The sequence below is a fragment of the Bradyrhizobium tropiciagri genome (assembly GCF_001189845.1).
Classification (GTDB): domain Bacteria; phylum Pseudomonadota; class Alphaproteobacteria; order Rhizobiales; family Xanthobacteraceae; genus Bradyrhizobium; species Bradyrhizobium tropiciagri.
Window position 1 is genome coordinate 84581 of record NZ_LFLZ01000023.1, and the last position, 25563, is coordinate 110143.

At 64.4% G+C, this 25563-nt stretch carries 24 protein-coding genes, 1 tRNA gene, 4 pseudogenes and 2 riboswitches; of the genes and pseudogenes, 13 read left to right on the plus strand and 16 right to left on the minus strand.

Features of this window, described 5'->3' with window-relative positions; all coding sequences use genetic code 11:
• Positions 1-56: 56 nt before the first annotated feature.
• From AKN84_RS19735 to AKN84_RS19755, 5 genes and pseudogenes are all read right to left on the minus strand, one after another.
• A complete protein-coding gene (locus AKN84_RS19735; RefSeq protein ID WP_050422318.1) occupies positions 57-1721 on the minus strand; it encodes an ABC transporter ATP-binding protein in 1665 nt (554 codons plus the stop codon).
• The gene (locus tag AKN84_RS19740; RefSeq protein ID WP_050422319.1) at positions 1718-2605 is read right to left on the minus strand and encodes an ABC transporter permease; all 888 of its coding nucleotides are present in this window, start codon (positions 2603-2605) and stop codon (positions 1718-1720) included. Before AKN84_RS19740 ends, AKN84_RS19735 begins: the two co-directional genes overlap by 4 nt.
• A 3-nt stretch (positions 2606-2608) precedes the next feature.
• Entirely contained in the window at positions 2609-3613 is a 1005-nt protein-coding gene (locus AKN84_RS19745; RefSeq protein ID WP_050422320.1) for an ABC transporter permease, read from the minus strand.
• Between the two features lie 159 nt (positions 3614-3772).
• Positions 3773-5133 (minus strand): annotated as a pseudogene (locus AKN84_RS19750) (D-amino acid dehydrogenase).
• Between the two features lie 68 nt (positions 5134-5201).
• A riboswitch (glycine riboswitch) is annotated at positions 5202-5317 on the minus strand.
• 3 nt (positions 5318-5320) lie between these two features.
• Positions 5321-5427: riboswitch (glycine riboswitch) on the minus strand.
• Between the two features lie 91 nt (positions 5428-5518).
• Positions 5519-6649: a M20/M25/M40 family metallo-hydrolase gene (locus tag AKN84_RS19755; RefSeq protein WP_050422321.1), complete on the minus strand. Its 1131-nt coding sequence runs from the start codon at positions 6647-6649 to the stop codon at positions 5519-5521.
• Between the two features lie 265 nt (positions 6650-6914).
• Here AKN84_RS19755 and AKN84_RS19760 point away from each other — a divergent pair, with 265 nt between their 5' ends.
• On the plus strand, positions 6915-8534 hold the full coding sequence (locus AKN84_RS19760; protein WP_050422322.1) for an ABC transporter substrate-binding protein: 1620 nt from the start codon (positions 6915-6917) through the stop codon (positions 8532-8534).
• A gap of 151 nt (positions 8535-8685) precedes the next feature.
• Here AKN84_RS19760 and AKN84_RS19765 read toward each other — a convergent pair whose 3' ends face one another.
• Positions 8686-9006 carry a hypothetical protein gene (locus AKN84_RS19765; RefSeq protein ID WP_050422323.1) on the minus strand — a complete coding sequence of 107 codons (321 nt, stop codon included), beginning with the start codon at positions 9004-9006 and terminating at the stop codon, positions 8686-8688.
• Positions 9007-9382: 376 nt separating this feature from the next.
• Between AKN84_RS19765 and AKN84_RS19770 the strand changes: the two genes are divergently transcribed.
• Positions 9383-11356 carry a phospholipase D-like domain-containing protein gene (locus tag AKN84_RS19770; protein WP_202814700.1) on the plus strand — a complete coding sequence of 658 codons (1974 nt, stop codon included), beginning with the start codon at positions 9383-9385 and terminating at the stop codon, positions 11354-11356.
• Positions 11357-11446: 90 nt separating this feature from the next.
• On the opposite strand, the gene AKN84_RS19775 is transcribed toward AKN84_RS19770, so the two are convergent.
• A tRNA-Leu gene (locus tag AKN84_RS19775) sits at positions 11447-11533 on the minus strand.
• A 324-nt stretch (positions 11534-11857) separates the two neighbouring features.
• Between AKN84_RS19775 and AKN84_RS19780 the strand changes: the two genes are divergently transcribed.
• Positions 11858-12292, plus strand: a complete 435-nt coding sequence (locus tag AKN84_RS19780; RefSeq protein WP_050422324.1) for a hypothetical protein — start codon at positions 11858-11860, stop codon at positions 12290-12292.
• Between the two features lie 45 nt (positions 12293-12337).
• Here the strand turns inward: AKN84_RS19780 and AKN84_RS19785 are convergent, their stop codons facing one another.
• Positions 12338-13540 carry an FAD-dependent monooxygenase gene (locus AKN84_RS19785; protein ID WP_050422325.1) on the minus strand — a complete coding sequence of 401 codons (1203 nt, stop codon included), beginning with the start codon at positions 13538-13540 and terminating at the stop codon, positions 12338-12340.
• A 7-nt stretch (positions 13541-13547) separates the two neighbouring features.
• Positions 13548-13793 (minus strand): zinc-finger domain-containing protein, encoded by a 246-nt coding sequence (locus AKN84_RS19790; protein WP_029081532.1) that lies wholly within the window; start codon positions 13791-13793, stop codon positions 13548-13550.
• 249 nt (positions 13794-14042) lie between these two features.
• Between AKN84_RS19790 and AKN84_RS19795 the strand changes: the two are divergent.
• Positions 14043-15175 (plus strand): annotated as a pseudogene (locus AKN84_RS19795) (hypothetical protein).
• A gap of 63 nt (positions 15176-15238) precedes the next feature.
• Positions 15239-15991, plus strand: a complete 753-nt coding sequence (locus tag AKN84_RS19800) for an alpha/beta fold hydrolase (RefSeq protein WP_050422355.1) — start codon at positions 15239-15241, stop codon at positions 15989-15991.
• 15 nt (positions 15992-16006) lie between these two features.
• Here the strand turns inward: AKN84_RS19800 and AKN84_RS45740 are convergent.
• A pseudogene (locus AKN84_RS45740) lies at positions 16007-16578 on the minus strand (hypothetical protein); the annotation flags it as partial.
• Positions 16579-16805: 227 nt separating this feature from the next.
• On the opposite strand from AKN84_RS45740, the pseudogene cysE reads away from it, so the two are divergent.
• Positions 16806-17632, plus strand: a pseudogene (gene cysE / locus AKN84_RS19810) (serine O-acetyltransferase).
• A 138-nt stretch (positions 17633-17770) separates the two neighbouring features.
• Positions 17771-17983 (plus strand): DUF3126 family protein, encoded by a 213-nt coding sequence (locus tag AKN84_RS19815; protein WP_021077729.1) that lies wholly within the window; start codon positions 17771-17773, stop codon positions 17981-17983.
• A 122-nt stretch (positions 17984-18105) separates the two neighbouring features.
• On the opposite strand, the gene AKN84_RS19820 is transcribed toward AKN84_RS19815, so the two are convergent.
• On the minus strand, positions 18106-18816 hold the full coding sequence (locus AKN84_RS19820; RefSeq protein ID WP_050422356.1) for a hypothetical protein: 711 nt from the start codon (positions 18814-18816) through the stop codon (positions 18106-18108).
• Positions 18817-19037: 221 nt separating this feature from the next.
• Between AKN84_RS19820 and AKN84_RS19825 the strand changes: the two genes are divergently transcribed.
• Together AKN84_RS19825 and AKN84_RS19830 are read left to right on the plus strand one after the other, a co-directional pair.
• On the plus strand, positions 19038-19367 hold the full coding sequence (locus tag AKN84_RS19825) for a DUF6949 family protein (protein ID WP_050422328.1): 330 nt from the start codon (positions 19038-19040) through the stop codon (positions 19365-19367).
• A gap of 187 nt (positions 19368-19554) precedes the next feature.
• The gene (locus AKN84_RS19830; protein ID WP_050422329.1) at positions 19555-20085 is read left to right on the plus strand and encodes a gamma carbonic anhydrase family protein; all 531 of its coding nucleotides are present in this window, start codon (positions 19555-19557) and stop codon (positions 20083-20085) included.
• Positions 20086-20161: 76 nt separating this feature from the next.
• Here AKN84_RS19830 and AKN84_RS19835 read toward each other — a convergent pair whose 3' ends face one another.
• Positions 20162-20398: a hypothetical protein gene (locus AKN84_RS19835; protein ID WP_050422330.1), complete on the minus strand. Its 237-nt coding sequence runs from the start codon at positions 20396-20398 to the stop codon at positions 20162-20164.
• A gap of 87 nt (positions 20399-20485) precedes the next feature.
• Between AKN84_RS19835 and AKN84_RS19840 the strand changes: the two genes are divergently transcribed.
• The 3 genes from AKN84_RS19840 to AKN84_RS48090 all read left to right on the plus strand — a co-directional run bounded on the left by AKN84_RS19840 (position 20486) and on the right by AKN84_RS48090 (position 21804).
• Complete coding sequence (locus tag AKN84_RS19840) at positions 20486-20785, plus strand: hypothetical protein (RefSeq protein ID WP_050422331.1); 300 nt, start codon at positions 20486-20488, stop codon at positions 20783-20785.
• A gap of 155 nt (positions 20786-20940) precedes the next feature.
• Positions 20941-21456: a hypothetical protein gene (locus AKN84_RS19845; protein WP_244485299.1), complete on the plus strand. Its 516-nt coding sequence runs from the start codon at positions 20941-20943 to the stop codon at positions 21454-21456.
• A 198-nt stretch (positions 21457-21654) separates the two neighbouring features.
• Positions 21655-21804 (plus strand): hypothetical protein, encoded by a 150-nt coding sequence (locus AKN84_RS48090; RefSeq protein WP_167351860.1) that lies wholly within the window; start codon positions 21655-21657, stop codon positions 21802-21804.
• Between the two features lie 419 nt (positions 21805-22223).
• On the opposite strand, the gene AKN84_RS19850 is transcribed toward AKN84_RS48090, so the two are convergent.
• The 3 genes from AKN84_RS19850 to AKN84_RS19860 all read right to left on the minus strand — a co-directional run bounded on the left by AKN84_RS19850 (position 22224) and on the right by AKN84_RS19860 (position 24057).
• Positions 22224-22715 (minus strand): hypothetical protein, encoded by a 492-nt coding sequence (locus AKN84_RS19850; protein WP_050422333.1) that lies wholly within the window; start codon positions 22713-22715, stop codon positions 22224-22226.
• 148 nt (positions 22716-22863) lie between these two features.
• Entirely contained in the window at positions 22864-23394 is a 531-nt protein-coding gene (gene fabA / locus AKN84_RS19855; RefSeq protein WP_050422357.1) for a bifunctional 3-hydroxydecanoyl-ACP dehydratase/trans-2-decenoyl-ACP isomerase, read from the minus strand.
• A 33-nt stretch (positions 23395-23427) separates the two neighbouring features.
• Complete coding sequence (locus AKN84_RS19860; protein WP_050422334.1) at positions 23428-24057, minus strand: TetR/AcrR family transcriptional regulator; 630 nt, start codon at positions 24055-24057, stop codon at positions 23428-23430.
• 101 nt (positions 24058-24158) lie between these two features.
• Here AKN84_RS19860 and AKN84_RS19865 point away from each other — a divergent pair, with 101 nt between their 5' ends.
• Positions 24159-24569 carry a hypothetical protein gene (locus AKN84_RS19865; RefSeq protein WP_050422335.1) on the plus strand — a complete coding sequence of 137 codons (411 nt, stop codon included), beginning with the start codon at positions 24159-24161 and terminating at the stop codon, positions 24567-24569.
• A gap of 132 nt (positions 24570-24701) precedes the next feature.
• Here AKN84_RS19865 and AKN84_RS19870 read toward each other — a convergent pair whose 3' ends face one another.
• Positions 24702-25316, minus strand: a complete 615-nt coding sequence (locus AKN84_RS19870; RefSeq protein ID WP_050422336.1) for a transglutaminase-like cysteine peptidase — start codon at positions 25314-25316, stop codon at positions 24702-24704.
• Between the last annotated feature and the right edge of the window lie 247 nt (positions 25317-25563).

Genomic DNA, 25563 nt, shown 5'->3' on the forward strand with positions numbered 1-25563 from the left:
AATTGCATGCCCTATGGGCGTATTGAAAGGCCCACAGTTCAGGCTAAGGCTAAAGACTAGGCCGTTGCCACAATGCCTTCCGAAACCGGGCGGAAGTTGGCGAAGTCCCAACCGCGCCCGGGTGCCGCATCGAGCAGCGCGCGGGTATAGGCCTGTTGCGGATTGGTCAGTACCTCGGCGGCCGGCCCCTGTTCCACGACCCGTCCACGCTGCATCACAGCGACATCGTCGCAGATTTGTGCGGCGACGCGCAAATCATGCGTGATGAACAACAGCGCGATGCCGAGCCGCCGCTGGATCTCGTCGAGCAGATCCAGAACCTGCGCCTGCACCGAGACGTCGAGCGCGGATACGGCTTCATCAGCCACCAGCACGTCGGGATCGAGCGCCAGCGCGCGCGCGATCGCGATGCGCTGGCGTTGGCCGCCGGAGAACTGGTGCGGATAGCGCGAGATCGCATCGGGCGGCAAGTGGACGAGCTCGAGCAGCTCGCGGGCCCGCGCCAGCGCGTCCTTGCGCGGCATGCCGTAATTGATCGGACCCTCCGCGATGCTCTCGCCGACGGTGACACGCGGATTGAGCGAGCGGTAGGGGTCCTGGAAGATGATCTGGATCTTCTGGCGATGCGGCTGCAACAGCCGCCGCGACAGGTCGGAGATCTCGCGGCCGGCGAGGCGCACGCCGCCCGAAGTCGGATCGATCAGGCGGACAATGCAGCGCGCCACCGTCGATTTGCCGGAGCCGCTTTCGCCGACGATGCCGAGCGTGCGGCCCTTGCGCAAGGTGAGGGTGACGTTGCTGGCGGCGGCGACCTCGCGGGCTTTGCCGTACAGCGACCGCTCCCGGTAGATCTTGCTGAGCTCGTTGGCTTCCAGCACCACCGGCTCTGATGTTTCCGGCCGCGGCGCGCGTGGCACCAGGCTCGGCACGGAGGATAGCAAGTTGCGGGTGTAGTCCATCTTCGGCGTGCGCAGCACGTCCTGCAGCGGGCCGGCTTCGACCAGCCTTCCGTGCCGCATCACCGCGACGCGGTCGGCGATCTCGGCCACCACGCCCATATCGTGGGTGATGAACAGAACAGCCGTGCCGTGATCGCGTTGCAGGTCTCGGATCAGCGTCAGGATCTGCTTCTGGGTGGTGACGTCGAGCGCCGTGGTCGGCTCGTCCGCGATCAGAAGCTTCGGTTCCAGCACCAGCGCCATCGCGATCATGATGCGCTGGCGCTGGCCGCCGGAGAGGCGGTGAGGGTAGGAGGAGAAGATGCGCTCCACGTCCGGCAGCCGCACATGCTCCATCATCGCCAGGATCTTCTGACGCCGCGCACGCGAGTCGAGATCGGTATGGGCGCGCAGCACCTCGTCGATCTGGCGGCCGACCGGCACCACCGGATTGAGCGCGGTCATCGGTTCCTGGAAGATCATCGCCATCCGGGTCGCGCGCAATTGGCGCAGCCGCCGGTCGGTCGCGGTGAGTAGTTCCTCGCCGACCAGCTTGACGCTGCCGCCCGACGGCACCAGCGTGCCCTTCTGCTGCAGGCCCATCACGGTGAGCGAGGTCACCGACTTGCCGGAGCCGCTTTCGCCGACCAGGCACAGCGTCTCGCCTTCGTGCACTTGCAGCGACAGGTCGTCGATGATGCGATGCGCGTCCGCCTTGCGGCCGAGGCCGACGACGAGATTGTTGATGTCGAGGACGACGTTGGAAGAGTTCGTTGTGGTCACTTGCCCTCACGCTGCTTCATGCGGGGATCGAGCGCGTCGCGGGCGGCGTCGCCGATCAGATTGACGCTGAGGATGGCGATCGAGAGCAGCAGCCCCGGCCAGAAGATCAGCGACGGCTTGACCTGGAAATAGGCGCGGCCCTCGGCCATGATGTTGCCCCAGGTCGGCGTTTCCGGCGAGATGCCGGCGCCGAGGAACGACAGGATGGCCTCGGTCAGGATCGCGGATGCGCAAACGTAGGTGCCTTGCACGATCAGCGGCGCGATCGTGTTCGGCATCAGATGCCGCCACATGATCTTCGGCAGGCTCGAGCCGAGCGAGATTGCGGCCTCGACATAGGGTTCCTCGCGCGCGGTCAGCACCACCGAGCGCACCAGGCGTGCCACGCGCGGAATCTCGGGGATGGTGATCGCGATCATCACGGTCCAGATGCTGGCGCCGGACAGCGACACCACGGCGATCGCGAGCAGGATGGCGGGGATCGCCATCAGGCCGTCCATCACGCGCATCATCACCGCATCGACCCAGCGGAAGAAGCCGGCGACGAGGCCGATCAGGAGCCCGACGCCGATCGAGCAGACGGCGGCGCCGAGCCCGATCACCAGCGAGATCCGCGCGCCGTAGATGATGCGCGACAGCAGGTCGCGTCCATAGGCATCGGTGCCGAGCAAATATTGCGCGCTCGACGGCTTCAGCCGCTGCGCCGGCGTCAGCAAGAGTGGATCATGGGGCGCAAGGAGCGGCGCGAAGATCGCCATCAGGATGATGAGGACGAGGCAGACCGTCGCAACCGCGATGATCGGCGTTGACGTCAGGAAGCCGAATTTGACGCGGAACGGCCGGGTGACGGGGAGAGAGGATTCAGGGAGGGTATCGATCGCCATCGCTCAGTACCGGATACGAGGATCGAGCAGGGTGTAGGCAACGTCGATCAACAGATTGACGCCGACATAGATGCCCGACGTCAGAAGGATCATGGCCTGGATCACCGGATAGTCGCGCGCCAGCACCGCATCGACGGTGAGGCGGCCGATGCCGGGCAGGTTGAACACGCTCTCGGTGACGACGACGCCCGAGATCAGCAGCGCGAAGCCGGAACCGATCACGGTGATGACGGGCACCGCCGCGTTGCGCAGCGCATGGCGCAGCAGCACGCCGGTCTCGCCGATGCCCTTGGCGCGCGCGGTGCGCACGTAATCCTCACCCAGCACATCGAGCATCGAGGCCCGCGTCATGCGTGCGATCAGCGCGACATAGATGAAGGAGAGGGTGCAGGTCGGCAGGATGAGGCGTTCGAAGAACGGACCGAAGCTGTCCCTCACGCAGGCGGCGGCCTGCAGCGTGCTGAGCGAATTCGGCGGCGCTTTCGCGCAGGCCGACATGATGCTCTTGTAGCCTTGCACCGGCACCCAGCGCAGGTCGATCGCAAAGAACTGGATCAGCACATAGCCGATCACGAACACCGGCACCGAGAAGCCGAGCACCGACAGCCCCATCACGAAGCGGTCGATCCAGGTGCCGTGCTTCCACGCCGCGATCACGCCGAGCGGCACCGCGACCAGGATCGAGAGGGTGATGGTGGCGAGCGCAACCGCAATCGACGGCTCGAGGCGCGGGCCGATCATCTCGAGGATCGGCTTGTTCGAGATCAGGGAGACGCCGAGGTCGCCGTGCAGCAGCTTGGCGACCCAGGTGTAGAACTGGATGTAGATCGGCTCGTTGAGACCGAGCGAGGTGCGGATGCGATCGAGCTGTTCGGGCGTCGCGTTGTCACCGGCGAGAATGGCGGCCGGGTCGCCCGGCGTCAGCCGCAGCAACAGGAACACGAACAGAGCAACCACGCCCATCACGGGAATGGCGGCGAGGATGCGGCGAAGCAGATATCCGAGCAAATTGGATCCGTTGGGTTGTGGTCGATGAAGTCCCCAGCGGGACCGTTGCACACCGGACCGTAGCACAGATGGTAGAGGACACACTGGAGAACTTCAGCAAGTCCCATGCCATCGGTGCTGCGGTTTTTGCGGTGCAGCTAGTCGGTCCTGTTGGCGTGATCATTCCTCCGATGACGTTCGAAGCAGTCCACCGGAAGGTGGATTGATTTCAGCTTTGCGAGAATGAGCGGATACATCGTCGAGCCCGGCACCGAGCGCCGGCGCCATCGACGGCGTGTCGAGGTCGCGCCAGTCGTCGATCGCTCCTGCGACCATCTGCGCGGTCGCGGCCGACAGCGTCCAGCCGAGATGTCCGTGGCCGGTGTTGTAGAACACGCCCGGAATTCGCCCGGCGCGAACCACCGGCATCATGTTCGGCATCATCGGGCGCAGGCCCGCCCACGGCAGGACTTTCGACGTATCGATCCCGGGGAAATGATGCCGCACCCAATCCACCAGCGGCTGGATGCGGTCGGCCCTGATATCGCGATTGAAGCCGTTGAACTCGGCGGTGCCGGCGACGCGGAAGCGGTCGGCGCCGAGCCGGCTGGTCACGATCTTCGCGGCTTCATCGAGCAGGCTGACGGTCGGCGCAGCGTCCCGGCTTTGCGGCGCATCGAGCTGCACCGTGATCGAATAGCCCTTCACCGGATAGACGTTGACGCGGTCGTTGAGCAGGCCTGCGAGTGGCGGCTCGCGACGCCGGCGCAGATGACGATGCCGTCGGCCTGCAGCTCGTGTCGTGGCGCGAGTCCGGCGTCATGCGAAGCGACGTCATTCCAGCCGATGCGGAAACCGTCATCGCTACGCGCGATCGTGTCGACGTCGGCTTCATGGATGAAAGCCGCGCCGCGACGGATGCAGGCCTCGGCGAGGCCGCGCGTGAACTTGTGGATATCGCCGGTCGCATCCGACGGCGTGAAGAAGCCGCCGTAGCAGGCCGTCTGCAGCGCGGGTTCGATGCTGCGGATTTCGTCCGCGGTCACCGGCCGGCGGTCGAGCCCGCCTTGTTGCAGCAGCGTGTTGACGCGCAGGCCGGCCTCGAAGCCGGCCTTGTCGTGATAGACGTGCAGGATGCCGCGGCGCTCGAGATCGAAGGCGATGTTCTCGCGCTGCGCGATCGAGAACAGATGCTTGCGCGCTTCGATTGCGAGTTTTGTGGTCTCGATGGTGTTGGCGCGATAGCGGGTGATGCCGCCGACGAACTCGCCGATCCAGGAATATTTGTGCCAGCTCGGCTTCGGATTCATCAAAAGCGGCGCATCGCTTCTGAGCATCCAGCGCAGTCCCTTCAGAATGGTCGCGGCGCTGTTCCACACCTCCGCATTGCTGGCGGAAAGCTGTCCGCCGTTGGCGAACGAGGTTTCCATCGCGGCGTAGCGATGCCTGTCGAGGACAGTCACGCTGTAGCCGCGTTCGAGCAGGGCATAGGCCGTCGTCACGCCGGTGATGCCGGCGCCGATGATCGCAATATGTGGCATGATGGTCGTCAGGCTCCCGTGGGTTAGAGTCGCCGAACCGCCGGTGAAACCGGCTGCTTCAGCGCCCCATCTGTCACGGTACCTGAGAGCTTGATCCGCATCGGGCCTGCGCCCGGATGCGAACTATCCCCTTCGGTGGACGTCACGGCCCTCGATGAGCGGTCGTGTCCGTCTCTCTCCAGATCGTCCTGACGATACAGTCCTTTTGCCTGAGAGTTTCCGGGGCGGTTGCTCCGTCGGCGCCGAAGCCAACAACACGAATGTTGTCGCTTCGATCTCTCCCGCATCGTCGCGTTGGACGGCCGGACCGTAGGCGAAGCCTTAAAATTGGACAAGGCTAAATTTCGATCCGGCAGTGCCAACGTGTTGTGCAGTGCAATCGACGTCAGTCGAGCGTCGCCAGCAGCGCCGCCATCAGGCGGCCGCGCTCGGCGAGGCTATCGACTTCAATGTGTTCGTTGAGCGTGTGCGCATCGGCGCCGCGAACTCCGAGGCCGTCGAGGGTAGGGATCCCCATCGCGCCGGTGAAGTTGCCGTCCGATCCGCCGCCGGCGCTGCCGTGCGGCAGATCGAGACCCATCGCCGCCGCGAGGCCCTTCGCCTTTTCATAGAGGGCCATGGTGCCGGCATCCGGCTCCCATACCGGGCGGGTGACGCCGCGTGTCACCTTGAAGGTGACGTCGTTGGCGGTTCCGGACAGCGCCAGCATGCGCTCGACGCCGCGGTCGAGATCGGCCTGCCGCTTGGCCATGCTGAGCGCTTCGCCGGTGCAGGTCGTTGCGACGCAATTGACCCATTGGCCGCCATGCACGATGCCGACCGAGAAGGTGCAGTCCTCGCTGGTCATGCCGTCGATGGCAATGATCTGCCGGGCCATTTCCCGGATCGCGGAACGGCCGGACGACAGCGTCGCGCCGGCATGGCTCGGCTTGCCGGTTGCTTCCAGGTTGAAGCGCGCGATCGCGTAGCGGCCGGTGACGACGCCGTTGTTCGGCCGGCCGGGCTCCGGCACCAGCACGTATTTGTTGCGCGCGGCCTCCGCCTCGATGATGTCGCGCGTCGACGGCGTGCCGACCTCTTCGTCGGGCGTGAACAGCACCGTGATCGGCAGCGGCGTCGTGAAGGAGGCGCGGGCGAGCTGGCGGATCGCCTCGATCGACAGATAATTGCCGCCCTTCATGTCGAAGATGCCGGGCCCGAAGCACTTGTTGCCGTCGCGCCGCCATTGCAGCTTCTCGATGGTGCCGACCGGGTGCACGGTGTCGAGGTGGCCGGCGATCAGGATGCCGGGTTGGCCCTGTTTCGGATGAGGAAAACGGGCGCGGACGCAGCCCGCGAAGCCCTGGCGCCCCGCGATGCGTTCGATCGTCGCACCCATGATCGCCATCTCGCGCGCGGCGAGATCGAGCATACGCTCGACCGCGCGCGCATCCCAGGTCGGGCTTTCGCATTCCACCCAGCTGCGCAGGCCCTGCAGCATCGCTTCGGAATCAAAGGGGAGATTGGCTGGGTTCATCGTTTTTCTCACTTGTTGTTCTGACGGCGCCGGCATCGCGCGGTGCTCACGAAAATCTCAGTCGACGATTTTGTAAAGCCAAAATCGCGCGCGCGGCCTCATTCGTTTGTGTACGTCCGATCCCGCCCGAAACCGATTGACGCGCTTTGCGCTTGGTGCAAGTCTCGATTTCGCAAGCCATACAGCATGTTAGTTCGCCTAAATAACGAACCGCATGCATAATGAATAAGCCGGCTTTGACCAGTTACACGTCAGGAGAGATTGCATGTACCCTATCCCGCGTTGGAAGCGCCGCACGCTAGCGGCGGCGTTGTCGGCGATCGCGTTGTCGTTCGCGCCGCAGGAACTATCGTTGACCCAACACGCCATGGCCGCGGACAAGACCATCACCGCGGTGATGCACTCGGATCTGCGCGTCATCGATCCGATCCTGACCACCGCCTACATCACGCGCGACCATGGCTACATGGTCTACGACACGCTGGTGGCGACCGATTCCAACTTCAAGATCCAGCCGCAGATGGCGGACTGGAAGGTGTCCGACGACAAGCTCACCTACACGTTCACGCTGCGCGATGGCCTGAAGTGGCATGACGGCACGCCGGTGACCGCCGAGGATTGCGTTGCGTCGCTGAAGCGCTGGGCCAAGGTCGACGGCATGGGCCAGAAGCTGATGGACTTCACGGCGAGCCTCGAAGCCACCGATGCGAAGACGATCACGCTGAAGCTGAAGGAGCCCTACGGCCTGGTGCTGGATTCGATCGGCAAGCCGTCGTCGCGTGTCGCCTTCATGATGCCGAAGCGGCTGGCCGAAACGCCGCCGGACAAGCCGATTCCGGAACAGATCGGTTCGGGCCCGTTCAAATTCGTCCAGGCGGAATTCCAGCCGGGCGTGAAGGCGGTCTACGTCAAGAACAAGGACTATGTGCCGCGCAAGGAGCCGGCGAGCTGGACCGCGGGCGGCAAGGTCGTGAAGGTCGACCGCGTCGAGTGGGTCACGATGGCCGACGCGCAGACCGCGATGAACGCGCTGCAGTCCGGCGATATCGATTTCGTGGAGAACCCGTCGTTCGACACGTTGTCGATCCTCGAGGCTGACAAGGACCTGAAGGTCGAGACGCTGAACAAGTTCGGCTTCCAGACGCTGGGCCGCATGAACTTCCTCTACCCGCCTTTCGACAACATCAAGGTTCGCCAGGCGGCGCTGCTGGCGGTCAACCAGAAGCAGGTGCTCGACGCGCTGGTCGGCAATCCCAAATATTACAAGACCTGCGTCTCCTTCTTCATCTGCGACACGCCGTTCGCGTCCGAGATCGGCGGCGAGACGTTGGCGAAGGGAGGCGACATGGCGGCGGCCAAGAAGGCGCTCGCCGAGTCCGGTTACGACGGCACTCCGGTCGTCATCATGGCGCCCGGCGACGTCACCACCCTCAAGGCACAGCCGGTCGTCGTCGCCCAGCAGCTGCGCGATGCCGGTTTCAAGGTCGACCTGCAGGCGACCGACTGGCAGACCGTGGTGACCCGCCGCGCCAGCCAGAAGGCGCCGAAGGACGGCGGCTGGAACATGTTCTTCACCAACTGGGTCAGTGCCGACGTCTCCAACCCGATCGCCAACCTTTCGATCGGCGGCCAGGGCAAGAACGGCGGATGGTTCGGCTGGGCCGACGATCCGAAGATCGAGCAGTTGAAGGACGCCTTCGTTCGCGCGCCGTCGCTCGACGAGCAGAAGAAGATCGCGGCCGATATCCAGAAGGAAGCCTACGAACAGGTCATCTACATTCCCCTCGGCCAGTATCAAGGTCCGAGCGCCTGGCGGAAGTCGTTGACCGGCGTGCTCGATGGTCCGGCGACCCCGATCTTCTGGAATATCGACAAGTCCGAGTAAGCTTGCGGCTTGACGCAGAGCGGAATGGCCGGGGCTCGTCCCCGGCCATTTTCGTTTTCACCGCTGCGCGTCGGGTATAGCTGTCGCGGCGGAGCATGCGCCGCTTGGGGCATGGCGACCTGAAGCGCTGATCGGACCGAACCGGCGGCCGCTAAGGCGTGTGGCCTGACTTCGCGCTGCCCGAACTCGACAGGCTCGTGAGCTGCGTCTGTCCGGCGTTGCCGCCGTTGATCCAGACCGCCACGCCGGCGGCAAGTGCCAGCACGACGCACGACACGATCGCGCCGCGGATCCATCGTTGGTAGATCGCGCGCTCGCCGGGCGGCGCATCGCGGAATCTCTGCGCATTGAGCCCGTTGCTGCAATGGGCCGCGTCGTCGCCGTGCTCGAGGATGGAAGCGCCAGGATCGGGCGCAGTGTTGCCAACAATCTGATTGCGACCGGCAATCCGACTGCGATCCGCAATCGTCATCGCCTAGCTCCAAAGAAAATGTATCTCGGAATGCGAGAGCCGCGAAATGCGCGGCCGGAATTTTCCAACGCCTTGGCAATACCACAGTCGGCGACCGCGGCGTGTGAACCTCGCCACAGCCGGAGGACACGATGAGGTGATGCGAGCAGGCCGTGAGCGCCTGGCATGCCAACGGGCGTTCGCACATGGCTTGATGCCGGTCGCGCCGCGCCGATTTGCGCGGAAAGTTGTCGTCTATTTCACAATCTACCTTGGGTTACCGAGGTATTGTCCTACAGGTCGGATCGGCGCCGTCCGAAGACGCACGCTCCAGCCGTGCGTGGACGGCGTGCATTGTTTCGCACCTGTGGATTCACCCAACCTCGGGGAAATTATCATGACCATCAATGTCAAGGCCTATGCGAATGCCGATGATGTCCTGATCGCCTGGCAGCCGGACACCTGGCCGAGCGACTGGGTCGGGTTCCAGCTCGAGCGGCGCAACAACATCACGCAGCAGACCACCGTGCTGTCCAACCGCATCCCGCCGAAGCCCGGCGAGAAGCCGGTGGCCGACGCCGGCATCTCCTCGACCCAATCGCCGTTCCGGCGCTGCATCTGGACCGATCACAGCGTCGTCGACACCGACAACGTCTCTTATCGCGTCACCGCGATGAAGAACGGCGCGAACGGGACGTTCACGCCCGATCCCGCCTCGGTGACGGCATGGACGGCGCCGGTGGTCGCTTCGGGCGATGCGGGCGGCGGCCTGTCGGCCTATTTCAACCGGGGCACCCTGATGTCCCAGATCGTCAGCCGCTTCGTGCATGGCGATACGTCCGACGACGCGCTGCGCAATTTCGTCAAGGGCCTATCCGATCCGGCCAACCAGGCGCGGCGCTACCTTTCCGGCGACGCCCTGCACGAGATCCTGGCCTTTCTGCACGATGCCGACCTGCGCGGCAGCCAGGTGCATGCCGCCATCTACGAGATGAATGACGAGGAGCTGGTCGGCGCGCTGAAGCCGTTCGGAAGCCGCGGCAACGTCCTGCTTGGCAACGGCAGCGCGACCAAACCGAACATCGCGGGTGAACTCAGTAGCGCCGGCTTGACGGTCAAGCATCGCGATCTGTCGAATGCGGGCAGGTCCTCGCCCAGCGTCCACAACAAGTTCGTGGTCGAGAGCGACGCGCATGGCAACGCCATCCGCGTGCTGACCGGCAGCACGAACTGGACCACCACCGGGCTGTGCACGCAGCTCAACAATGTGCTGATCATCGAGAATGCGGCGATCGCCAAGCGCTTCCTCGACCAGTGGGGCAAGCTGGTCGCCGCCGGCAATGCCATGCCACCCGCCCTGAAGGCGTCGAATTCCATTCCGACCAGCGACAGCGACATCTCGGTCTATTTCGCCGCGAGCAACGGCGAGGCGGAGTTCAAGCCGGTGCTGGACCTGATCAAGAACGCCAAGGACGGCGCGCTCTTCCTGATGTTCATGCCGGGTCAATCGCCGCTGCTGAGCGCGCTGCTCGACCGCGCGCAGCAGAACGACGTCTACGTCCGCGGCGTGGTGTCGACGATGATGGCCAGCAAGAACGGCAACATCGTCTCGGTCGGCGGCCAGGTCGTGAAATCAGGCGTACCGGCGCAATCCTTCCATGACGACGTCCAGTTGCCGCATGGCGTCAACGCCACGAACGAACCGTCATGGGCCGATGTCGAGTTCAGCGTCTCGCAGATTCGCAACGCCGGGATGATCGCGATCGTGCACTCCAAGACCATCGTGATCGACCCGTTCTCGGACAATTGCGCTGTCATCACCGGATCGCACAATTTCTCCGTCGCCGCCTCGGAGAAGAATGACGAAAATCTCGTGATCATTCGCGGCAACAAGAAGCTCGCGCAGGCCTATGCGCTGCACATCAACGGCGTCTACGACCATTATTCCTGGCGCGGCTATCTCGGCAGCGGCGGCAATGCGGATCAGATCTATTCGCTCGACGGCTGGAAGCCCGGCGGCGGCAAGGAGCAGGAGCTGGACTTCTGGATGGAGGAGCCGGTGCCGCCGCGCCCGACACGCGCAGGCGGTGGTGGCGGCGGGGGCGCGGCGCAACAGGTCAGCTCAGCTGGCGGGACTGCAAAGAAGAAGGTCGTCAAGAAGGCCCCCAAGAAGGCAGCCGAGAAAGTCGCCGCCGCCAAGCGAACTGCCAAGGCGTCAGTCAAGAAGTCGGCCAAGAAATCTGCGAAGAAATCGGTCAAGAAATCGGCGAAGAAGGCCAAGGCCAAGAAGCCGGCAAAGGCAAAAGCCAAGAAGACAAAGAAGGCCAATGCTAAAAAAGCGAAGGCCAAAAAAGCGAAGGCCAAGAAATAGAGGCCCAATAGAAGCCGTCACGCAGAACACGGCGCGCGGCGCGTGCCCGCAACGATCATCGGCCTGCCGGCAGGCGGCGGGTCAGATGGTTGGTGCGGGCGGTGGGACTCGAACCCACATGACGTTGCCGTCGAGGGATTTTAAGTCCCTTGCGTCTACCAGTTCCGCCACGTCCGCATTGCCAGATCGTGATGCGTTTCCACGGAAACGCATCACGATCTCATCTCTTTGTATGAGCATGATCTTTTCGGAAAACCGGTTTCCACTTTTCCGGATCATGCTCCAGGGCGCGCCGATTTCTAGCGCGTTTGGTGGCGAAGTGGAATTGTCATTATCCACTGCTAACAGGTGCGCTTTCAAAGGCTTAACGTGTGGCCTGCAATTCCATTTGCCTCAGTGGCCGCGCATTGGGATAAGCAGCGCGCCGCCGCGATTGAGCCTCAATCCGGACACCGGCGGCTGCTTTAGGCAATCTCAACACTGTCCGATTAAGAAAGCCGAATGTCTGCTCGTCTCTCACGCCGCCCGAATCTGTTGCGCGCGGCAGTTCTCGTTGCGCTGCTCGGCTCGGCCGCCGGCGTTTCCGGCTGCGCGCAGATCGGCGATAGCGTGCCGTCGGCATTCGCCGATCCCGCCAAATACGACCTGTATGACTGCAAGCAGCTCGAGACCGAGCGCAAGGGCCTCGCCTCCCGCGCGACGGAACAGGAAAGGCTGATGGCCAAGGCGGAAACCGGCGTCGGCGGTACCGTGGTCTCCGAGATGGTGTATCGCAACGAATTGATCTCGATCCACTCCCAGCAGCGGCTCGCGGATCAGGCGTGGCGAGCCAACAAGTGCCACGAGAGCCCGCCGGACAGCCCCGCTGCCGCCGTACCCGCAGCACCCACACCGGCCGCGAATGGGCCGCGCGCCCCACGCGGCCTCGTTCACTAAGTCGACGTTTTCAGAAGAAACTGTTGCTGTTCAGGCGTGCTCGTCTCAGGCGCGCCAGTCGTAGATCCAGTCCTGTCGCGCCAGCATGCGCTCCGGACCGATGGCGCGGATCGCGAGATCGCGCGCGATCGCCAACGGTCCGCCCAGATGATAGATGCGGCCCTGCTGCCGCGCCATGCGCTGCACCTTCAGCACACGTCCGCGCCGCATCCGTGCGTAGCGCTTCAATGCGGCGGGAATGCCTGCGGTGTTTTCGCCGGTGCAGTCGGCCAAGGCCTTGGCGAGCACGGCCGCATCCTCGATCGCCATGCCGGCGCCCTGTGCGGCAAACGGCAACATCGCATGCGCGGCGTCGCCGATCAGTGCGACGGCGCCTTCGCTCCAGCGGCCGATATCGGGCAGGGTGAACAGTGCCCATTTGCGCCAGCCGTCGACCGCGCCGATCAGCATCCGCGCCGTGGCGGGCCAGCGCGCCGTGGCGAACGCGCCCTTGATCTCGTTGCTGTCGCCGGGCGCGCTCCAGCCCGGCCGATTCCAGGTGCCCGACACGATCGCGACCACGTTGATCTGGCGTCCGGCCGAGATCGGATAGGCCACGAGATGCGCGTCGGGCCCCATCCAGAGCTGCACGCGCGGCGCGGTGTATTCACGCGGCAGGGCGGTTGCGTCCAGCGTGCCGCGCCAGGCGATCAGGCCGGAGAATTGCGGCTGCACATCCGGAAACAAATGTCCGCGGACCGACGACCAGATGCCGTCGGCGCCGATCAGCGCAACGGCCAATTCCTCCTGCCGTGAATTGCCGCGGCGCTGCACCACCGTCAGGCCCTTGGCGTGCTTGGTCACGTCCTCGAACTGGCAGCCGAGCCGCAGATCGATATCGGGATGGTCGTTGACGGCGGCCTGCAATGCGGCCTGCAGATCGGCGCGGTGGATCACCCAATAGGGAGCACCGGCGCGGAACTCGGCCGCCCGGCCGAGCGGCATCCGTGCGATCTCGCCGCCGGCCCGCGCGCTCAGGATGTTGACGGATTCAGGCGTGACCGCGCGCCGCGCCAGCGGCTCCTTGAGCCCGAGCTCGACCAGGATACGGCTGGCATTGGGGGAGAGCTGGATGCCGGCGCCGGCTTCCTCGAGCCGCTCGGCCTTTTCCAGCATCACGACGCGAAAGCCCTGTGCCGCCAAGGTCAACGACGCCGTCAGTCCTCCGATCCCGGCGCCAGCTACGATGACGGTTCGCGTCAGCGCCACGGAGCGGTCAGGCGACCTTGTCTTTCAGTACGCATTCCGGCGGCCGCGCTTCGCCGGCAGCAAGGTCGGGCGCGAAGCGATAGAGCGTCGAGCAGTATGGGCAGATGATCTCGCTGTCGTTGCCAAGGTCGAGGAACACGTGCGGATGATCGAACGGCGGATTGGCGCCCACGCACATGAACTCCTGCGATCCGATCTCGATCACCGAGACGCCGGCATCGTTATGGAAGTGCGGGACGACGTGGTCGGACATATTCTCACCTTGGTGGCAACGATGGGCAGACGCAATCAACAGCATGCGGCATCGCGAAATGCCGCGCACCATACTGGCGGGAACAGTTGATTCCTAGAGCCCCGATGGCTCATTTGCTCATGCAAATTCGACACAATCTTGTCGTCCCAGAGAAGCCCTTCTTTGGTCGGAGCCGTTGTGTCGCAAAAACGGCACACTATGTCCAAGGCGAACTAAACAAGGCGAATTAAACTTGAGGTTTCAAGCGGAATGAACGGGGTGCGGCTCGGCGTTGCGGTGGCTGGCCTGGCGGTAAGTGCTGCCATGGGCGCGGCTATTTGGCCGCATGCCCGTGACGCCGGCGCGGTGCTGTCAGCGCGGGACGATCCCGCTGATCTCGCCGACCTCAGGGTCAATTCCGTGCTGCGCAACAACCCGGCGTTGATCAAGGACAATATCGAGGCGGCACTCGCCTCCGGAGACGCCGATCTTGCGACCAGCTTTGTCGCGCTCGCGGGCAAGAAGAACATCGCGCTCAGTGCGGAACTCACCAAGCGCGTCGACGACGCGCGCGCCGAGCAGTCGTCCACCACGCATTTCGCCAAAGGGTTCGCCACCGGCCTTGTGACCGGCAACGCCGACGATGTCGCGAGCCTGTCCGGCACGGTCGCCGGCGACCTGTTCGTGTTCGGTGACATCAGGGATGTCGTGCGCGAGGGCAAGCACCTCGTGATGGGCGAGGACACCGACCAGCTGGTGCTCGGCCTTGCGGCCGCCGGGCTCGCCGTGACCGCGGCGACCTATGTGTCGGTCGGCGGCGCCGGGCCTCTGCGCGCCGGGCTGACGCTGGTCAAGGACACGCGCAAGGCGGGGCGCCTGAGCGAGGGCATGATCGAATGGGCCGGGCGCTCGACCCGCGAGATGGTCGATCAGCCGGCGCTGCGCGAAGCGGTCGCGTCCGGCTCGGTGCTTCGGCCGGCGGAAACCGCAACCGCCATTCGCGCAGCGTTCCGCGCCGAGAAGGCCGGCGCACTGGTGCGTGTCGCCAAGGACGTCGGGCGCATCGGCGAGGCGGCCGGCGTTCGCGCCGCGCGCGACACGCTGAAGGTCGCGGAGAACCCGCAGGAAATCGCGCGTGCGGCGCGCATCGCCGACGTGAAGGGCGGCCAGACCCGCGCGATCCTGAAGCTGCTCGGTCGCGGCGCACTGCTGCTTGCCGCCGGTGCATTCAATCTCTCGATGTGGGTGTTCGGCGCGCTGTTTGCGCTGTTCGGTTTCCTGTCGTCGATCAAGGCCACCACCGAGCGAACCACGGCGTGGTGGCTGAGACGAAGCAAGCGCGCCGCTTGAAGCGGCAGATGGCTGCCACGGCTACTCTGGCGAGTATGCCCGTCCAGGGCTAAGCTTGCGGTCGCCGGTCGATCGCGAATCCCAAATCCCGATCTCAAGAAAAAACGGAATCGATGATGCCGAGTTTCCACCACGGCGATGTTGAAATTGCCTATGTCGACGAAGGCGCGGGCGAACCGATCGTGCTGGTGCACGGCTTTGCCTCGAGCAAGAACGTCAACTGGATCTATCCGACCTGGGTGTCGGAGCTCGTCAAGGCCGGCCGTCGCGTCATCGCGCTCGACAATCGCGGCCACGGCGAATCCGCCAAACTCTACGATGCCGCGCAGTACGAGATCGCGATCATGGCAAGCGACGTGATCGCGCTGATGAATCATCTTGGCATCGCGCGCGCCGACATCATGGGCTATTCGCTGGGCTCGCGGATGACCGCGATCCTGGCGCGGGAAAATCCCGAACGGGTGCGGTCGGCGATCCTCGGCGGCATCGGCATCGGGCTGATCGAGGGCGGCGGACCCGGCGAGGCCGTCGCGCTGGCGCTGGAAGCGCCGTCGCTCGACGATGTCACCGATCCGGTCGGCCGCACCTTCCGCGCCTTCGCCGATCAGACCCGCTCCGATCGCCGCGCGCTCGCCGCCTGCCTGCGCGGCTCGCGCCGCCTGATGACGCGCGAGGAGGCCGCCGGCATCCGCGTGCCGGTTCTGATCGCGGTCGGCAGCAACGACGAGATCGCGGGCTCGGCGTCAGCGCTCGGCCGGATCATTCCGGGTTCGCAGGTGCTCGACATTCCGAACCGTGACCACATGCGGGCGGTCGGTGACAAGGTCTACAAGACCGGCGTCATCGACTTCCTGTCGCAGCGCAAATAGCTCGCCGGCTTCGTACTCAGCATCGTCCTTGGCGAAGGCACGCGCAGCCGCGATCAGCACCACGAAGGTCGCGACCCACACCATGCGCGCGCCGTAGCGGTCGTGCGGCCCCGAGATCACGCCACAGATCGCGGCATTGCCGAGCAGTGCGAGCGTGACGGTGCCTGCCAGCAGCGTCAGATCGTCGAGCCGGCGCTGCCACAATCCGCGGCCGAACAGCAGCACGGTCAGCAGCATCGAGGCCAGCGCGACCGGCACATGGATGCGGTTGATCGCGGTGAAGTCGAGATGCCACTTCTGTTGCCGTGCCGCGCGCATCGGATCCACAGCGTCGCCAGGGTCTGGATGCCGAGGTTGAGCCAGAAGCCCGAGGTCTCGCCGGCATGGAGATAGATGCCGAACACCGTGGACCGGCTCGGCACCAGATAGCCCTCATACCAGCGCGCCAGATAGCCGCCGGTATCCCATTGGAGCAGCGGATAGCCGTTCCAGAAGGCAGGCGCGAGGAGGAGGAGGGGAATGGCGATGGTGGCGATCCAGACCGACCGGGCATCGGTCAGGCGGCCGCGTAACGTCTGGGTATTGATGATGTTTCCCCCTTTTTATTGGGGCCGACCATGCCCAAAACCACACTGGAGACGAAATCCGCCAATAGTTGCAGAAGCACGGCTTGATTTCGGCAAAATCCCGACCAACTCCCCTAGACGCCGGTCCGGGGGCGCAGGGGGTGGGTTTACCGTACCGAGCCTCCCGGGACGCGCTGGGTCCACCGTGCTATAACGCACATCAGAACAACCGAATTGCGAGAGCAGCTATGGCAGTTCATCAGGTCAATCCGCAGGGGAGCAAGCTGGCGGCGCTCGATCCGATCTGGGATCGGATCCGCGGCGAGGCGGAAGACATCCTGCGGCGCGAGCCGGAGCTCGCGACCTTCATCTATGCGACCGTGCTGCATCATGAGCGCCTCGAAGATTCAGTGATCCATCGCATTGCCGAGCGGCTCGACCACGCCGCGCTGTCGGGCGACCTGATCCGCCAGACCTATGGCGAGGCGCTGCGCGACGAGCCCGATATCGGCAACGCGTTCCGCGCCGATCTCGTCGCCGTCTATGACCGCGATCCCGCGACCTCGCGCTTCATCGACCCCTTGCTCTATTTCAAGGGCTTCCATGCGTTGCAGACCCATCGTCTGGCGCACTGGCTGCATCAGAAGGGCCGCAAGGACTTTGCCTTCTACCTGCAGAGCCGCTCCTCGGCGGTGTTCCAGACGGACATCAATCCGGCGGCCAGGATCGGCCGCGGCATCTTCCTCGATCACGCGACCGGTTTCGTCTGCGGCGAAACCGCCGTCATCGAGGACGATGTCTCGATCCTGCATGGCGTCACGCTCGGTGGCACCGGCAAGGAGAACGAGGATCGCCATCCGAAGATCCGTCACGGCGTGCTGATCGGCGCCGGCGCAAGATCCTCGGCAATATCGAGATCGGTCATTGCGCGCGCATCGCGGCGGGCTCCGTCGTGGTCAAGCCCGTGCCGCACAACGTCACGGTCGCGGGCGTGCCGGCGAAAATCGTCGGCGAAGCCGGCTGTGCCGAGCCGTCGCGCACCATGGACCAGATGCTCAACGCGATCGGTCTTTGATTTCATTCGCTTTCTGATCGGCAGCGCGTTTCAGCGTGTGCGCAACATCACGTCGCCAAAGCCTGAAAAGGCTCTGGCGATCTTTGCCGTCTCGTCCTAAAACCTCCCCGAAAATCATCGACCCGATTGGAGACGGCCGTGGACGTTCAGGAAGTCAGGAAGCTCGACGCGTATCTGAAGCGCGTGTTCAGCAATCCCAAGATCCGCGTGGTGCCGCGGCCCAAGAAGGATGACTCCGCCGAGGTCTATATCGGCGAGGAGTTCATCGGCGTGCTGTTCGTCGACGACGAGGACGATGATCGCTCGTTCCAGTTCCAGATGGCCATCCTGGAAGAAGATCTCGCCGAGTAAGGCGGAATGGCCGCGCTACCTGCCGAGCCGTCATTGCGAGGAGCGCAGCGACGAAGCAATCCATGCTTCCGCGTGTGCGGCTCGATGGATTGCTTCGCTTCGCTCGCAATGACGGAAACTTACTAACCCTTCGCGCTGTGCATCTGCGCGGAGAGGCGGCCCATCGCCGTGGCGATGTCGCGCCATTGCGCGAGCCAGCTGCGCGGAAAGCGGAAGGTCAGGTCGGCGCCCTCGATGCGCTGCTCGCTCAGGCACATGCCGGGTGTCGAGGTGTCGCGGGTGCAGCGCGCGACGAGCTGCGGCTCGGCTGCGGTGAACAGGTCCTCGCCGCCATAGGGCGTGCCCTCGCGGAACGCGCGCGCCGTCAAGCCGTCATCGGTATTCGCACGCTCGTCGAGATAGCGCGGGTAGATCGTGCGCAGGCGCATGTCCGGCGCGAGTGAATCGTGGTGGGCCGCGATCGACACGAAGATGCGGTCGATCGGCTGCACCTTGTCCTCGACCGTATCGGCGCTGTAGTGCTTCGGCGCGGCGGGTGCCTCCAGCGACGGATAGAGGAAGCTCAGATCGACCCGCTCCTGCGGCCCGGAATGGCGCTGGATTTTCATGCGCACGGCCATCGTCGGCACGTTGAACAGCGTGCCGCCGACGCTGACCGGCAGCCGCGACGGATCGCTCGCCGGGACGGTCGTATAGGTCGGCCACAACAGATAGGCGACGAGCGCAATCGCGCCGGCCGCGATGACCGCCGAGGCGATGATCGGGACGAGATGCGCGCGTGGATTGCGGCGGGTGTCGCGGGCGAGATGCTGGGCGGTCGACAGAAGCGTCATGAACGAGGCAAAGACCGGGTCGGGGATGGTCGAATCACCCGCCGAATATGCCATGAGGCGAAGAATTTCCGTACGATTCCAACGGAATCCCTCAGCGAATGGCCATGCGCAAACGCCACGCCAGGCGAGCCCGATTAACCTTTCCTTAAGGATGATGTGGCGGCCGGCGGCCAATTCTGCGAAGCAGGGGTGAGTAGCCAGTTGCGTAGCGGAAGTTCCCGATGTTGCCCGATACCTTGAATTCCCTGTTCTCGCTGTTGATTGGCTTTGCGTTCGCGGGCGCACTGGCGAGCGGCTATCAGGCGATGGCGGAGCGCCCGGCCGGCTTCGGCCTGCTGCAGGAGGGCGTGGCGCCGAAGACCTTCGCCGCGGTCCCGTTCCTCGTCTTCGCCGCACCCTTCATCATCATGCGCAACACACTGCGCGGCGCACGCATCGAGCGCCGCCGTTTCGAGTTCGTGATGATGGCAACCGTCATCTCCGGCTTCTGGAGCCTGATGTCGGGCACCTTCTTCATGATGACGCTGCGCGCCGCGGGCGTGCTCGGCTGATCCGATCATGATCCGCGCCGGATCATCCCGGCACTTGCTTGAAACCATGTCCGCCGCTGTGCCAAGGTCACCCTGACCAGAGCTTCGGTTCTGATTGCTCAGACCACGGCCCGGATTTTTGTTTTGACGCGTTTTCTTCACGCGAACCGGTGTCCACTCCGCTCGAAAACGCTCCGAGGAGACCTTTATGGCGATCTACGAACTCGACGGGCAGGGGCCCGATCTTCCCGCCGACGGCAGCTACTTCATCGCCGACAACGCCGTCGTGATCGGCAAGGTGCGCCTCAAGCCGGGAGCGAGCGTCTGGTTCGGCGCGGTGCTGCGCGGCGACAATGAGTGGATCGAGATCGGCGAGGGCTCCAACGTCCAGGACAATTCGACTTTGCATGTCGATCCCGGCTTTCCCCTGACCATCGGCAACAACGTCACGATCGGCCACAACGCGATCGTGCATGGCTGTACGCTGGAAGACGGCGTGCTGATCGGGATGGGATCGATCGTGATGAACGGCGCGCGCATCCGGCGCGGCAGCGTGGTCGGCGCCGGCTCGGTCATCACCGAGGGCAAGGAGTTTCCGGAAAACTCCCTGATCATCGGTGCGCCCGCGCGCGCAATGCGCACGCTTGATGCCGCGCAGGCGGAAGCGTTGTCGCGGCCGGCCAAGTCCTACGCGATCAGGGGACCGCAGTACAAAGCCGGACTGAAGAAGATCGGCTAAAGCATGATCCGGTTTTCCCACGCGACAAACGCGCAGCGTTTGCGCGGAGATCATGCTTAGACAATAACTCTGGTTCTCAGCGCTTGCGGCCCTGCTTGCGCGCAGCCTTCGGTGCTGCGGGGATAGGCTTTGCCGCCCCTTGAAGTCTTGCGCTCTTGCGCAGCGCATCCTTCAGGTCGATCGGAATACCGTGCTTCCTGAGCAGGTCGGCGAAGGCCTCGTCTGCGAGCTCCTGCAAGGTCGCCATCCGGTCGCGTCCAAGCTGCTTGAGCTTGTCGAAAGTATCGTCGTCAAATTCGATCAGCTTGCGCAAATTGCATTGCTCCCAAACCTTATTGCTCCAACGCCCGTGGGAACCGGCGTTTTGCGGACCCGTTGATGTCCGCAAGGGAGAGTTGCCATGCGCAAATTATCCGCTACCGCCGCGTTCGCGACAATTGCGATTCTGCTGACGCCCGCGGCGACCGTCGCCCAAGGCACCGGGAGCGGCAACCGCTCGCCGGCCAGCCCGGCATCGCCGCAAGTCACGTCACCGCCGCCCGGCACCAACAGCGCCGGCACCGCTCAATCTTCCGGCCGGCTCAACTCCGGTGAGGGCGTCACGACAGGCGCGGCATCGAGCGAAAGCTTCGACAAGGCGATTGCCGACGAGAACAGGTCAGTCGAGCAACGGCTGAAAGGCATCTGCCGCGGCTGTTAACTTTTGACGGCTGCGCCTTGATGAACGCGGGTCGCGCAGAAGTGAGCGCGACACAGGCGCGCGCCAGAAGCCGCGATCCTAGATTGAGTTAGCATGCGCGGGACGCGGCGGAGGAGGCTTGAAAAGAAGAGCCTTGGGAAAAGGAGTAACGGGTGATGTTGCGTAAAACGATGATCGCCTTGCTGGCGACGGTATCGGTCGGCCTGTTCACGGTCGACACCGCGTCGGCTGCCGGCGGCTTCCACGGTGGTGGTGGTTTCCACGGGGGCGGCGGCTTCCACGGTGGCGGCGGTTTCGGCGGCTTCCACGGCGGTGCATTCCGCGCCATGGGCGCGGGCGGCGGCTTCCGGTCGGCTGCGATCGGCGGCGGTTGGGCTGGCGGTGGCGGCTGGCACGGCGGTGGCTGGAATGGTGGTGGCTGGCATGGTGGCGGCTGGCACCGGCGCGGCTGGGGCTATCCGTTCGCGGCGGCAGCAATCGGCTTCGGGCTCGGCTATGGCGCCTACGATTACTATGATGGCTACTACGGCAATCCGTACTACGCCGGTTACGGCGACGACGATGGCTACGGCTATGGTTATGGCTACGGTGACGGCGGCTGCTACGTCGTGCGCCGTCGCATGCTGACACCGTATGGCTGGCAGGTGCGGCCGGTGCAGGTTTGCAACTGAGCCATCCGCTGACGCATGGCCGGTCCATCCGATCGCCATGCTGATGGTCTTGGAATGTTTGGCGCGCCTCGGTGTCTTGATGCCGAGGCCGTCGCGCATTGGTATGCAGCTTGCTTTGTGTGACGGCAGTTGCGTGAGCGTGTCGCGAAAACACATGGTCCGGCTGCGGTTGGAGCCGGGCCTCAGAGGACATCCGAGATGCTGACCATTCCTGATCTGACATTGCTGTTCATGGTGGTTGTTTCGAGCCTTGCCGTTGCGCTGGTCTACATGCTCCACGAGCTCGAGCCGCAGCTTGCGCGGTTGCGGCAGAAGGGCGGTCGCATCATGCGCGATCGCGTCAAGTAGGCGGGCAACGCCGTTCGCTGCGCTATAGCCGTAGCGATGCTCCAGATGCAGAGCCGGTCAGCCGGGCCGGTCGTGCTGCTTCGGCCATGTATCCGGAGCCAGGCCTTGGCGGTGCAGTCCCGAGACCGGGATTCCAGCGCCCCAAAAAACAAGGCCGTCGACGTAGTATACCGTCAACGACCTTGCCAGCCCCGGATATTGAAATCGGCTCACGCCATCCGGTGATTTAAGGATGACTCGGATTCGAAGTCGGATGTGTGAACCAGTTCACAAAGTCCGGATTAATTCACGGTAACGGGCACTCATACGAGGCCGCTGTCAGCAGGCCCGGAGTCCGCAAGTTCCACCTTAGCTGCTGATGTTGTTCGGCATTTGGCGCATTTTGATGGCCGCGACCGGGCGATCGCCATTTTCGGTCGTCAGCCGCGCGATCTGTGGCGCTTGCGGTTGGCGCTCCTTGTGGCCTTCGATCGCTTGCGCGGCTCGGGCTCGGCGGCCGGCTCGTTGGCCTGCGCGCTCGCCAGCGACTGGCGCAACCCCTCGACCTGCTCGGTCAGTGCGGCGACCTGGTCGGACAGCCTCTTGGCGTCGGCCTGCTGCAGCGCGAATTGCTTGCGCATGGTCAGCAGTTGGTCCTGCACTTCCTGCAACTGGTCGATGGATTCCTGCTGGGTCGCTTCCATCCCCTTGGTCTTTTCCACCAGGGCCTCGGAAACCTGCGCGGTCCGTGCCTGCAACTGGCGGACGGCGACCATCCGATCGGTCTCGGGCACGTTGCCGCTGAAGCTGCGCCACAGCGCGATCGAGCCGATCCCGAACAGCACGAGCACCAGCGCCACGGCGCCGATCGCGATCGGCTGCACGCCAATTAGGCTGCTGGCTTGTGAATTCCGGGGGGCAAGTTCGACCATGCGACCAGAACCGGACATCAATTGAAAGGTTCGAAATAGCACAACCTTGCCGCGGGCAAAACCCGGGGCTTCACGCCGACGGCGCGGGGCCTGCAAAATTCGCCGCAAATTCCGAGGCTTCTGCCCCAAAACGGGACTGTGCGGCGCCTCAGCCCGCGGGCGCGATCAGGCCGACCCTCATGTCCTTCGCCAGGTAGACGCAAGCGCCGTCGGCGAACACGCGGCCGTCGGCGATGCCCAGCACCAGGCGGCCGCGCCGGACCTGACGCAGGTCGACCTCGTAGCGCACGAGTCTCACGTCCGGCGTGATGTGCCCCCTGAACTTGACCTCGCCGACCCCGAGCGCGCGGCCTTTGCCCGGCGAGCCCGACCAGCCGAGCCAGAAGCCGATGATCTGCCACATCGCGTCGAGACCGAGGCAACCGGGCATCACCGGGTCGCCGGCAAAGTGACAGGCGAAGAACCAGTGGTCCGGCGCAACGTCGAGTTCGGCCGCGACGCGGCCCTTGCCGAACGCGCCGCCGTCGATGCCGATATCGGTGATGCGATCCATCATCAGCATCGGCGGTGCCGGCAGCTGCGCATTGCCGGGGCCGAAATAGCCGCCCTCGCTCGAGCGCAGCAGATCCGGCTCGGCGTAGGACGATTGCGGCGTGTGAAAATCGTGCGGGTTGAACAAGATGGCCACCGACCTTGGGGTTAAAGTTGAACGTTAGGTGCGGCTGCGCCGCGTGGCTTTTGACTTGGTGGGCGGGGGGCCGGCCGGCAGGCGCAGCGCGGCGGCCATGAAGGCCCAGATGTCGGAGGTCAGCCTTGCCGGATCCGGCCGCCGTTCGCCTGTCAGCGCGCCGATCAGCGCCTGACGGATGCCGCCGATCATCAGCGCGATGGTGAGGTGAGGGTCGAGCTCTGCGGGCACGATCCCGTCGCGCTGCGCGGCTTCGAGCATGCGCGCACCGGCTGCGAGCTGGCGGCCGGTGAAGGCGGTCTCGACGTCGAGGACCTCGGGTGCGCGGCTCAGCGGGCCGATCACGAGGGGCGCGAACGGGTGCTCATAGTGGAAGGCGACATAGACGCCGATCCGCGCCTTCTCCCGGTCCGCCCAGTTTTTGGCGGACAGCTTGGCGCCACCGAATGCCGCCTCATCGAGGCGCTCATAGAAGTCCTCGACCACGGCGGCGATCAGGCCGGCCTTCGATCCGAAGTGGTGATAGGCGAGCCCGACCGAGACCTGCGCCCGTCTCGCGACGGCCTGCATCTCGAGGTGCCCCTGGCCTTCGATCAGTTCCTGTTGGGCTGCCGCGAGCAGCCGTTCGCGTGTCCCGAGGCTCGTTGCGCCCATCGCTTGTCCATGGCTGAATTGAATTCAATTCAACCGAGCGGCTGCTAGGATGTCAAGCCTCGGTCTGCCGGACGGCCGAGCGAACCGGCGAAAGGCGTGCGATGGCGTTTGCGATCAAGACCGAGATCCGTGAACCGCGGGCGAAGGCGTTCAGCTTCGCCGCGCAGAAGACCATCTATGGCGGCAAGCTGATCGTCGCGGGTGACGTCGTGTTCGTGTTCGCGAGCGAGAACGAGGGCGGCAATGGCCTGATCGCGCGTGGGATCGTGACCTCGGCCGAAGCGGTGCCGCGCAAGGCTGGCATCGCCAGGCAAACGCCGCGCGTCGGCATCGCGGTTAGGCGCGTTGCGTTGGCGAGGCAGCCGCTCGGACGCGAGCAGCTCAAGCGCTTCAAGGATTGGGATGACGGCCGGCCCGAGACCGAGCTCGACTTCAAATTCTATCGGCAGGCCACCAACAAGATCGTCGGCATCACGGACCAGACCGCCGCGTTCCTCGAGCGCTTCTTCTGATCAGCGGTCGCAGCGTCTTCCCAAAAAAGGTTGCGGCCAGGCTTTGGGGGAAGCCTGGCCGCGCGCGAACCGGTCTGGGACGGGGAGGGGTGGGGATGTGACCGGGTCGCGAACTCGATTCCTTGTTGCTGCTCAGCGCGAGCTTGCGGTTGAAATTGCGGGGCGGCTGTCGCCGAGCGAGACCCACACATTGGGATCGCTCTGCGATTGCCGCTTGACGAAGCGGTAGCCGGTCTCCGTCCAGGCGACGATGCTCTCGTTCTGGTTATCGAGCACGAATTCGCCCTTGTCGGTCTTCACCGTCAGCACCGCGTGGCCTTCGCCCTTCTTGTCGCGCACCACCGTGATCAACAGCGCCGAGCGCGGCCAGCCGGCATCCATCAGCATCTTGCGCTTCAGGAGCACGTAGTCCTCGCAGTCGCCGTAGCCGTCTGTCGGCAACGACCATTTCTCGATCACGCCCCAATGATCCATGTCGGTCATCGGCTTGATGGATTCGTTGACCCACTTGTTGACCCGCACGAGGTCGCGCCAAGCGGTCTGCGACATCACGATGTCGCGTGGTTGCGTCGCGGCGCCGCGGCATTCGGCCGGATTGTCGGCGCAGAATTCGACCCAGCCGATCGGCGAACGCGCAACGTCGCCCAGGCTGGCGTAGACCACGTCGCCGGCCTTGGCCGACACGCACGTCGCAAACAGAATGGCGGCAACCGCCAAACCTTTCCCCTGTCCCCTGAACCCAAACATCGTAGCCCCCGTTCTTCTTGTTGGGACCACGTTTCGCACAAAGCTTTTGCGCCGCCGCTAAGTACGCAAAGTAGATTTGACGCGAATACTGGTAAAAGCTGCGGCGAATTCGATCTTTACTTGAATCGAATTCGCGTAAAATTTGAAACAACTGCAATTGATTCAAATTTTATGCATTAACGCGGCAAGCGTTGGCCCAGAGCGGTTTGTTGCGCCAAACGGCGCGGCCATTAACCGCCGATTGCGC

Bases quoted from the DNA above. Each gene is read 5' to 3' on its own strand.
- AKN84_RS19740 (WP_050422319.1), bottom strand. From the start codon at position 2,605: ATGGCGATCGATACCCTCCCTGAATCCTCTCTCCCCGTCACCCGGCCG.
- AKN84_RS19755 (WP_050422321.1), bottom strand. From the start codon at position 6,649: ATGAACCCAGCCAATCTCCCCTTTGATTCCGAAGCGATGCTGCAGGGC.
- AKN84_RS19760 (WP_050422322.1), top strand. From the start codon at position 6,915: ATGTACCCTATCCCGCGTTGGAAGCGCCGCACGCTAGCGGCGGCGTTG.
- AKN84_RS19765 (WP_050422323.1), bottom strand. From the start codon at position 9,006: ATGACGATTGCGGATCGCAGTCGGATTGCCGGTCGCAATCAGATTGTT.
- AKN84_RS19770 (WP_202814700.1), top strand. From the start codon at position 9,383: ATGACCATCAATGTCAAGGCCTATGCGAATGCCGATGATGTCCTGATC.
- AKN84_RS19780 (WP_050422324.1), top strand. From the start codon at position 11,858: ATGTCTGCTCGTCTCTCACGCCGCCCGAATCTGTTGCGCGCGGCAGTT.
- AKN84_RS19790 (WP_029081532.1), bottom strand. From the start codon at position 13,793: ATGTCCGACCACGTCGTCCCGCACTTCCATAACGATGCCGGCGTCTCG.
- AKN84_RS19800 (WP_050422355.1), top strand. From the start codon at position 15,239: ATGCCGAGTTTCCACCACGGCGATGTTGAAATTGCCTATGTCGACGAA.
- AKN84_RS19820 (WP_050422356.1), bottom strand. From the start codon at position 18,816: ATGACGCTTCTGTCGACCGCCCAGCATCTCGCCCGCGACACCCGCCGC.
- AKN84_RS19825 (WP_050422328.1), top strand. From the start codon at position 19,038: ATGTTGCCCGATACCTTGAATTCCCTGTTCTCGCTGTTGATTGGCTTT.
- AKN84_RS19830 (WP_050422329.1), top strand. From the start codon at position 19,555: ATGGCGATCTACGAACTCGACGGGCAGGGGCCCGATCTTCCCGCCGAC.
- AKN84_RS19840 (WP_050422331.1), top strand. From the start codon at position 20,486: ATGCGCAAATTATCCGCTACCGCCGCGTTCGCGACAATTGCGATTCTG.
- AKN84_RS19845 (WP_244485299.1), top strand. From the start codon at position 20,941: ATGTTGCGTAAAACGATGATCGCCTTGCTGGCGACGGTATCGGTCGGC.
- AKN84_RS48090 (WP_167351860.1), top strand. From the start codon at position 21,655: ATGCTGACCATTCCTGATCTGACATTGCTGTTCATGGTGGTTGTTTCG.
- AKN84_RS19850 (WP_050422333.1), bottom strand. From the start codon at position 22,715: ATGGTCGAACTTGCCCCCCGGAATTCACAAGCCAGCAGCCTAATTGGC.
- AKN84_RS19860 (WP_050422334.1), bottom strand. From the start codon at position 24,057: ATGGGCGCAACGAGCCTCGGGACACGCGAACGGCTGCTCGCGGCAGCC.
- AKN84_RS19865 (WP_050422335.1), top strand. From the start codon at position 24,159: ATGGCGTTTGCGATCAAGACCGAGATCCGTGAACCGCGGGCGAAGGCG.
- AKN84_RS19870 (WP_050422336.1), bottom strand. From the start codon at position 25,316: ATGTTTGGGTTCAGGGGACAGGGGAAAGGTTTGGCGGTTGCCGCCATT.